The 8907-nt window shown below is 40.1% G+C and carries 8 protein-coding genes; 2 read left to right on the forward strand and 6 right to left on the reverse strand.

Annotation, left to right across the window (positions count from 1 at the left end):
• Positions 1-1217: KUP/HAK/KT family potassium transporter (locus tag G521_RS0113085; protein ID WP_026898932.1), on the forward strand; the 1217-nt coding region annotated here is incomplete at its 5' end.
• A gap of 712 nt (positions 1218-1929) precedes the next feature.
• The gene (locus G521_RS0113090) at positions 1930-2184 is read left to right on the forward strand and encodes a hypothetical protein (RefSeq protein WP_026898933.1); all 255 of its coding nucleotides are present in this window, start codon (positions 1930-1932) and stop codon (positions 2182-2184) included.
• 282 nt (positions 2185-2466) lie between these two features.
• Here G521_RS0113090 and G521_RS0113095 read toward each other — a convergent pair whose 3' ends face one another.
• The 6 genes from G521_RS0113095 to G521_RS0113125 form a co-directional block, all read right to left on the reverse strand.
• Entirely contained in the window at positions 2467-3534 is a 1068-nt protein-coding gene (locus G521_RS0113095) for an SDR family oxidoreductase (RefSeq protein ID WP_026898934.1), read from the reverse strand.
• Between the two features lie 175 nt (positions 3535-3709).
• Positions 3710-4390 (reverse strand): SOS response-associated peptidase, encoded by a 681-nt coding sequence (locus G521_RS17255; protein ID WP_051189750.1) that lies wholly within the window; start codon positions 4388-4390, stop codon positions 3710-3712.
• A 67-nt stretch (positions 4391-4457) separates the two neighbouring features.
• Positions 4458-5702 carry a Y-family DNA polymerase gene (locus tag G521_RS0113105; protein WP_026898935.1) on the reverse strand — a complete coding sequence of 415 codons (1245 nt, stop codon included), beginning with the start codon at positions 5700-5702 and terminating at the stop codon, positions 4458-4460.
• Positions 5686-6132 carry a S24 family peptidase gene (locus G521_RS17260; protein WP_051189751.1) on the reverse strand — a complete coding sequence of 149 codons (447 nt, stop codon included), beginning with the start codon at positions 6130-6132 and terminating at the stop codon, positions 5686-5688. The genes G521_RS0113105 and G521_RS17260 overlap by 17 nt, the downstream gene beginning before the upstream one ends.
• Positions 6133-6805: 673 nt before the next feature.
• On the reverse strand, positions 6806-7255 hold the full coding sequence (locus tag G521_RS0113120; RefSeq protein WP_026898937.1) for a hypothetical protein: 450 nt from the start codon (positions 7253-7255) through the stop codon (positions 6806-6808).
• 47 nt (positions 7256-7302) lie between these two features.
• On the reverse strand, positions 7303-8646 hold the full coding sequence (locus G521_RS0113125; RefSeq protein ID WP_036678713.1) for an IS110 family RNA-guided transposase: 1344 nt from the start codon (positions 8644-8646) through the stop codon (positions 7303-7305).
• Positions 8647-8907: the final 261 nt, after the last annotated feature.

Consider the following 8907-nt stretch of genomic DNA (forward strand, 5'->3'; position numbering starts at 1 on the left):
GGTTGTTAAGCAATTATTCGGGTAAATTAATTTCATCTGAAATGATCGAATCGGGCTTTAATCCGTTTTACCTGATCATGCCCGAATGGTTCCTGTATTTTGGAATTCTGATCGCCACAGCTGCCACAATTATTGCAAGCCAGGCGTTAATCTCCGGATCTTTCACCTTAATCAGTGAAGCAATGAGGCTGAACCTATGGCCAAAATTGGAAATTAACTATCCCACCGAAGCCCGGGGACAGGTTTATATACCTGCTATTAATCTGCTTTTATTTATTGGTTGTATAGGGGTTGTGTTTTACTTTGGAAAAGCATCCAATATGGAGGCTGCTTATGGTTTAGCTATCACATTATGTATGATAGCGACCTCAATCCTTTTTGCGAACTATTTAATCATCAAACGTAAAAAGCCATTTTTGATCTATATATATCTCTTCGTATATTTTACTATAGAATTCAGTTTTCTTGCGGCCAACATGGATAAATTCTCCCATGGCGGATATATTACGCTGCTGATTGGCGGAATGCTTTTCTTTATCATGTACAATTGGTTCAAATCCCGAAAGATTAAGAACCGGTATGTAGAATTTGTTGAGCTTTCTCACTACATACCCAAGTTAAAAGAACTAAGCAACGATGTTACGATCCCAAAATATGCTACTCATTTGGTTTACTTAACCAGCGCAGATAATCCCCGCGAAATAGAACACAAAATCATGTATTCTCTTCTATATAAAAAGCCTAAACGGGCAGATATATATTGGTTTATTCATGTTGATACGGTCGATGATCCATATACCTGTGAATACACAGTTGATAATATAATTCCAAACGATATTGTTCGAGTGGAATTCAGGCTTGGGTTCCGTGTGCAACCGAGAATCAACTTGCTCTTCCGTAAGGTTGTTGAAGACATGGTCCGTAAGGAAGAAGTAGATATCACAAGTCGCTATGAAAGCCTTGAAAGGGACAAGGCAACCGGTGATTTTACTTTTGTTGTGATGGAAAAATATTTAAGTCCTGAGAATGAGCTAAGCTTTTGGGACCGTTTTATGATGAAAATGCATTTCCTTATAAAGAAATATAGTCTTTCTGAAGAAAAAGCATTTGGACTTGATACCAGTAATGTAGTAGTTGAAAAATTTCCACTTATCGTATCGCCTGTTCCTGATTTAAACCTTATTAGGGTTAATAAACCCAATAGAGTTCGTAATTAATAAGCACAGGAATGTAGAAGAGATCCTGGAGATTACTTTTCTGTTAATTTATCCACCAGATCAGGGTAACAATGTCCTGAATGATTTTAGAAGTGTAGTTTGTTCATCCTGGTCTTCTGCAGTAAATGCTTTTATACCCTGCGTCAATGGTTTTTTGAATGCTTTTGGTCACTTCCAACAGGTTAATATTTTTTTGTCAGAGAGTAATCCGGGCATTTGAGGATGATTTTTTTTTTAATAATTAAGGAATATAATAGAAAGGTTCATTAGGGACCGGGAAAGAAGATTTTTTTCCGTGTTTATTATAAGCTATCTACGGGCGATAAAATCGCGATTTTCAAGTATCCTCGTTGAAAACGAGGACAATAGGTTATATTCTGAGCTTTTATCTTACAGGAGCAAACACTTTCTTGACAGTAATTCCCCGCTTAAACTGGAGGATGCAAAGGGCGGTTATCAAAACGCTTTTCTGATTTTTATTTTGAAATTAACTACTGTTTAATTTCCTTTCCTTCAATAATGTCTACCGTTCAGCCTTTCTATAAGTAGAAGACTGATGATAGTCCTATATTGAATATATAGAATGTTAATTTAGCAATAAATATATGGCTTAAACATCAATTTATTTTATGCGTTTATACCGCTATATTTTAGGAAACTATAAGCATATAACTGACCGGATTACAAAAATGACATCGAAATAAATAAGCAAATGGAAAACAAAGAACTTTCACAATTAACAGATCAGGAATTGTTAGATGAAGCAAAAAAAATGAAATCATTTTCAATAGCAAATGCTTTTTTTATTGGTCTTCTTATAGGAATTGTGATTTACAGCTTTATTGAAAGCACTTTTGGATTTTTAATGCTTATACCTTTGTATTTTGTTCATAAGATGATTAATGATCCTAAAAGTAAAAAAAATAGAGAATTGGAAATCTTGTTAAAACAGCGAAACTTGAAATAAACAATATTGGAGCCTGAAAACATTATTGGTAAGGATATACACTAAAATAGTGGTCAATCCTTAATGACTTAGGGCGAAGTCAGCGCCATATTTGACTTACGGTTTCCTAGCTGCACTTTCAACAAGCCGGATCACTAATCAGGTTGAAATTCAGGACTTACCATACTGCCTCATGTTTTTCTTGGTGGGTAATAAAACAATGGCAAAACAAAGCCGTCGCTATTAGGCAACGGTTTATGCACCAACGTTCTATATTTGATTTATTGAAGAGCTATTAACAAATTATGGTATTAGCCTGTCTTCCCTTAGTTTATTGAAAAGATCAAAAAAAGATTCTTCTGTTTGTTGATACACAGTAAACCCTAGTTTTCTGCTTTTTGACATATCGGTCATTACCTCGATTGGGCGTCCAAGATCAAGGTCTGTGTGCCAGGCAGATGCCAGCCTGTTGAGTGCCGGTTCCTGTAAGTCGAATTCCTGAGCGATTTGTGTCCAGACATCCGCATCGTTCTCCATTTCCTTTTCCAGCGGATGCATGGTGCCGTCCCACCCGGAGGCTTGGACATCAAACCATTTTGCAAGTTTTCCCCAATGCCAACTCCATCTGAAAATGTCGCCATTCACCACGTTAAAAGCTTCGTTCCGGGCAACGTTGGTTGTTGATGCCCAGATTAGATGCTCTGCAAGAACACGAGCATCGGTCATATCTGAAATCCCATTCCACTGTGCGGCTGATCCGGGCCATTGAAATTTACGACCCATATGTTTGCAAATAGAAGCATAGACAGCCAAGGTAGTCCCCAAATTCATCATATTACCAACAGCTTTACCAATTACCGTATGCGGACGGTGAATGCTCCAAGTGAAACCATCACGTTCGGCGGCTGCATAAACTTCGTCTTCCTGTGCATAATAAAAATTTTCCAGGTCCAGACGGGGGTGTTCTTCACGCAGAGGTGTTTCGGGAAGAAATCCGTCTTTTGCATAGGCCTCAAATGGCCCCAAATAATGTTTCAAGCCAGTAACCAATGCTACATGCTGTACAGATTTTTTAGGTGATAAAACCTCAAGCAGGTTTCGGACCATGGCGCTGTTTACCCTAATATTTTCCGCTTCCGTTTCGTTACGCATCCATGTGGTTATGAATACATGGGTTGGATTTACAGACTCCAGGGCTTGTGTTAAATTTTGCTTATTTAAAAGGTCGGCAGCGACCGGAATTAAATTCTCAATTTCAATGGAGGGATTCCGGGCCAGGCCGTATGTTGGCCAGCCATAACTGATCAATCTTTCAGAAAGATTGCTGCCAACAATACCGCTGGCACCAACTACTAATGCTATTTTATCCATGTTTTATTCCCTGTAATCGCAGATGAAATAATCCTGCCAGACAAATGTCGGCCTATTTGAATATACTAAAGGACTTAATTGAAAAATATATGTGATACTGGACACATCAAAGCTTGTGGAGGCGACTCAATGTCTACCAGAAGCTTACCGAGTGGATTACCAAATGAAATTTTATCTAGCAAATTTTCATTAATTCTAAATATTCCTCTTCATCACCCACTTTTTTAAGCGGATACGCATCTAAAAATTCATCCGGTACCGGGCTTAGGGCATTTTTGCTTTCCTGGTAAGATAATTCAGGATCAAGCCAGACTTTTACCGTTTCGGTGGTTAGGAATGCGGGCATCCTGCCTTTTGTGTTGTGGATTTCGGCCATTAGTGTGTTTGCCGGAAGGGTGATGATGGTACAACTCGGGATTAATTCGCCAGTTTCTTTGTTGGCCCATGCGGACCATAATCCGGCCATGTAGGTGAAGCGGCTGTTTTTTGCTTTAATCAGGTGGGGGTGTGATCCTTTCTTTTTGATAGGATCATCATATTGCCATTCGTAGAATCCATCCGTAATTACTACGCAATGTCTTTTTCCCAACAGAGGCTTCCAGAGATTGGATTCTTCCAGGCGCTCGATGGTGGCGTTAAATGTGCTCATCTTAAAATCGGCTTTGCCGGTTTTAGAGAAGGATGGAATTAAGCTCCAGGTAAAGTATTGCAGGGTATCGGGTTTGGTATTGGTGATTAAGGGTACCTGAAGCGTAGGAGGGATGTTGATGTGAGCGGGAAATTGTTCACCTTCATATTTGAGACCCAACTCTTTCACAATAACTTCTGTTTTAGGTAATGCCACTCTGCCGCACATAGGTGTAAAATTTAAGATTCTGAAAGTACAAATTTAAAAGATAGATATATTTTTCAGAGCGAATTGATTAATTAACTTTTAATATATCGTTCCACCTGGTTGTGTATGAGGGGCTTAAATGTTCTCTTCTCATAGCCCAAGCTTTTTTATATCCTTCCGTGGCCAGGCGCAGGGTGCCACGGCCGTAGTGGTTATTTAATTTATCCATTAGTTCGCTAACCTTATCTTGTCGAGTACCGTCAAAAGTGCTGAAGAGATTCAGCTGTACTTCGTTTTCGGGAATGATGCCGGTAACCAGAATCTCTACTTTTAAGAATTTGTAACCGGGCTTGTAAATCAGCTTTAAGGCTTTGATTGCCGCCTTTACAATTTCGGGGGTGTTGCTGGATGGATGGTTTAAGGGAATGGTTATTCCTTTAAAATATTGGGGAAGATCTGTTCGGTACTGATTGGTGATGAGGCGGACAGAAATCAGTGTGGCGCAACTTTTATCATTCCGGAGTTTTTCTGCCACCCGGCTGGCATAGCTGGATGCAGCTTCAGATATTTCAGTAAGATCTCCGGTTAGTTTTCCAAAAGATCTGCTGCAGCAAATTCCTTTTTTTCGCTCGGGGTAGGCTCCGAAAGGAATTCGGGCCCGGCCCCAAAGTTCGTCCCACATCCTAACTCCCTGGATCGTCATATTTGTGCGGACCCATTCCATGGGCATCTGCCGAAGCTGCTCTGCAAATTCAATTCCCTGGTTTAGTAGTTTTTTATGGTACTGGGCGCCTATACCCCAAACATCTTTTAAGGGAAATATTTGCAACGCTTCTGTGATTCTTTGCGGAGTATCCAATATGAAGACTCCGTTTCCTTTCTTTGCCAGCTTGTTGGCAATTTTTGCGAGCGTTTTACTGGGTGCTATTCCAATACTGATTGGAATACCGGTATTGCGAATGACTGTTTCCCTGATTTTGATGGCGTAGTTTTCAAGATCATTCATCCCATTCAGTTTAATGAAACATTCGTCGATGCTGTAAACTTCCACGTCGGGGGTAAAGCGGGCAATGTTGTTCATTACTCGTGCGCTCATGTCAGCATAGAGGGTATAATTGCTGCTGAAAACGCTTACATCGTGTTCTTTGATTAAGGTTTCCATCTGATAGAATGGTGTCCCCATTTTAATGCCCAGGTCTTTTGCTTCCTGACTGCGGGCGATGGCGCAGCCATCATTATTACTTAAAATGATGACAGGTTTTGTACGAAGTGCGGGACGAAATACCCGTTCGCAGGATGCATAGAAATTGTTGCAATCAATCAGTGCGTACATATTTCTTGACCTCCATTTGCGGGCAACAGCTCCAGGTAACTACTCCCCAGATTAAAATTCCGGTTTCTGCATTTACTTCCACAAATTCATCTTCTTCCTTGCCGGTAGTGAGGTACTTCTTTTTAACATGCGTGATCAATTGACGAACCAACCATTCGCCATGATGCCAGGCAATGACGATCATTCCGCCGGAAGGTTTTTTAGAACGATCTACCACCAGCAGGGTTCCGGTTTTTATGCCGAACTGCTCCATTTCATCCGAAGCGGCTTCAAAGTAAAATGTATTGAGGGGATCAGAAACCAGCCTTTCCAGGATATGAAGCCGATCTTCCTGATAATCGGCAGCAGGGGACTGAAAGCCGCTAACCTGGCCGGGATCTGCAATGGGTTCTAATTCGACGTCCTTAACGGATTCTATTTGGCGAAGCATAGGTGTATGATTGGGCTGTAAAAATACTAATAAAATTAGCAAAGTTATAGCTTAGGTGCTTCCTGATTTTTATAGGTGATTGTTTTAGAGGGAGATAATTTGTTGTTTTGAATTTTTAGTGGGATGGAGTAAAACATTGTTGTTAAGGTGGATTGATCTAACCGGATGCTATGGCGGAGAAGCTCTGATGTGTTTATTTGCTTCTGATGCCTGGATTATATTTTGTCTGGAAACTGTCTTGAAGAAGCTTACAAGAAGGATGAGATGGAATGCTTTTTTTGATAGAATGAAGATATGGAATATCCTAAGAAATGAAAGTCATTTTTTAAAGAGTCTTGAGGTTGATGGTCAGATCTTTCAATTAGGGTTTATTGTGGGCGATTAAATCGCATGGCTCAAATATCCTCGTTGCAAACGAGGACAATAGGGGAAATTTACACAATGTATTTTCTCTATTGTTTTTTCGTAATTTCTAAAAATGTCGTCCATTCGTTTGTGATAGGTCGTGTCTTAGTAATATTTCTGCTAACGTTTTGCAGCTACCCGAAGGGCGGGACTTTTACCACAAAACTTTATTTGAAAAACTAATATTTTTTTAACCACAAAACTGTTTTTTGGAACACGAAACCCCGCCTTTTGGGTAGGTGCTGTTAGCTGCTATGGTTCCCATTTGTCACAGTTTTCTTGTTGTCAATATTTGTGGATTCTCTTGCGCTTCAATAATTCCAATGTCGCCCGAACCCAAACCGATATATCTTTTGTCATAAATTGAAAAGTCATAACTCTCATAACCCGAGGAGGCAATAAATATTTGAAGTGTGATGCCTTCTGAAATTGTCAAGGTCAGGTCGGCAGTTTCATTATCCACTCTGATTTCGGTCAACATTTTATCGGTCAGTAGTTTGTTTACTTCGACTGAAAGGTCGAGCGGTTGTGGATGTCCGAATTGATGTCCGTTGTCAAGCGATACAATAACTATTCTATTTGATTCAAGCAGTCTCCAAAAACCAGATGAAGCGACATAAATGTTATCCGCAAAATTAAATTGCCATCTGTCAGCGTCTTTATTGAAGCTAACTGAGTCAAAGATTGAATTGGGTTTGAATATTAAGTCTTTCGTCATTGTTTATGTCTCTTACAATTCTGACTAACGTTTTATAACTCCTTGATTTACAATTGCAAATTAAGCTCGTCCGTCCTGATGTCAAACCTAGCAATTAGCTTTTTCATTTCCTGAACTTTCCTCTTTCTTTTCTGATCTAGAAATTCATAAGTGGTCTCGGCTCTGTAAGGGACTTTTTTTACCAGCATGTTCCAAATAATAACAGCCAGTTTTCTGGCTGTTGCAGATATAGCCGACACACGTCCCTTTCTGAAAGCGATGCGCTTAAAGAAATTGGACAGAGCTGTATCTTTCAGATTTCCTATGGCATTGGCGGCATTTCGAAGGGCTATTTTTAACCGGTTACTTCCTTTAGGTATTTTATTACTCAGTACTTTGCCTCCGCTTATTTTATTATTGGGCGAAAGTCTTAACCAACTGGAAAACTGCTTGGCTGATTCAAACTTATGTATCCCATTGCCTACCTCGCTCATCAGAGTGAGTATAGTGGAATAGCTTACTCCTTCAATTGCCAGCAGGTCTATCCCCTCAAAATATTGATAAGAGAGCAGGTTGATGTCCATGTTCTTGGGCGTATTCTTATTTACTTTCTTGTAAACTTTTTTATCAATGGCATGCTGCTTTTTATTGTCGTCCTGGCCAATCTGTTCATTCAGGAGCTTTTCGATTTCACCATCGCATTCTGTAATTTTTGACTGCAGGTTTTGGTACATCTGGTATTCATGACCCAGTGCAAACAAGTAATCTTTTCTCCCGTTCCATTGTAAGGCTTTGGCAATCTCCTCTTTTGATTTTTTACAATTGCCATGGCGGTAAGCAGCTAGTCTTTCCGGATTGGTTTCTCCCTTGCAAATGGCATCGATCATGGCAAGCCCCGAGAGACCGGCTACATCTTTGACTACCACATCCAGACGCAGATTCAGTAGCCGTAGATACTTCTGCATTTTCTTAGTAGTGCCTGCTGCCTGTTCTAATAAATTAGTCCGGTGCCTGCAATAGGTGCGTAACTGCTCCGTGGCTTCATCCGGTAAAAAGCTTCCGCTTAATAAACCTAATGTATGTAGTTTTTGAATCCACTGACAATCCTGTACATCCGTTTTCTTTCCCTTAATGTTTTTAGTGAACTTGCCGTTGCACAGAATTACCTCCAACCCTGCGGACTGAAGCGCAGCATATAGACTTTGCCAATAAGTGCCTGTACTTTCCATAGCCACAGTTCTGATTCCATTACCTAAAAACCACTGGGCCATTTCTAATAAATTCTCATTGTAAACACCAAACTCCCTGACATCAGATTCTGCCTGACCGATAGCTGCATAATGTGACCGGCTTCCAACATCAATCCCAGCAGCACAAGGATTGATCACTTCCATAGATACTTTTTTGCTCATAAAACATCTTTTTGATTTGAAAAAATGCCCTAAGGGAATGTATCTTTGACATGTAATTATTCTGAACGGGGTAGCAAATCTGCTCCACCACTGAAATCATCTCAAAGCCTTTTTGTTACAGCAGAAAGGCTTTTTACATTCCAACCAGGATTGCACCCGGGCTATAATGCGCCAGTTTTAAAATCGGTCTCGCAAAGGGCAATTAGAAAGGTACTAACGTTAGCTGTGGAAATCAATTTTTTGGTCGAAATAGGGAGGATT

It is taken from the genome of Daejeonella oryzae DSM 19973 (assembly GCF_000422945.1).
Taxonomy (GTDB): domain Bacteria; phylum Bacteroidota; class Bacteroidia; order Sphingobacteriales; family Sphingobacteriaceae; genus Daejeonella; species Daejeonella oryzae.

Excerpts from the sequence above, each read along its gene's own strand:
- G521_RS0113125 (WP_036678713.1), bottom strand. The coding sequence starts at position 8,646 with ATGAGCAAAAAAGTATCTATGGAAGTGATCAATCCTTGTGCTGCTGGG.
- G521_RS0113120 (WP_026898937.1), bottom strand. The coding sequence starts at position 7,255 with ATGACGAAAGACTTAATATTCAAACCCAATTCAATCTTTGACTCAGTT.
- G521_RS0113095 (WP_026898934.1), bottom strand. The coding sequence starts at position 3,534 with ATGGATAAAATAGCATTAGTAGTTGGTGCCAGCGGTATTGTTGGCAGC.
- G521_RS0113090 (WP_026898933.1), top strand. The coding sequence starts at position 1,930 with ATGGAAAACAAAGAACTTTCACAATTAACAGATCAGGAATTGTTAGAT.
- G521_RS17255 (WP_051189750.1), bottom strand. The coding sequence starts at position 4,390 with ATGTGCGGCAGAGTGGCATTACCTAAAACAGAAGTTATTGTGAAAGAG.
- G521_RS17260 (WP_051189751.1), bottom strand. The coding sequence starts at position 6,132 with ATGCTTCGCCAAATAGAATCCGTTAAGGACGTCGAATTAGAACCCATT.
- G521_RS0113105 (WP_026898935.1), bottom strand. The coding sequence starts at position 5,702 with ATGTACGCACTGATTGATTGCAACAATTTCTATGCATCCTGCGAACGG.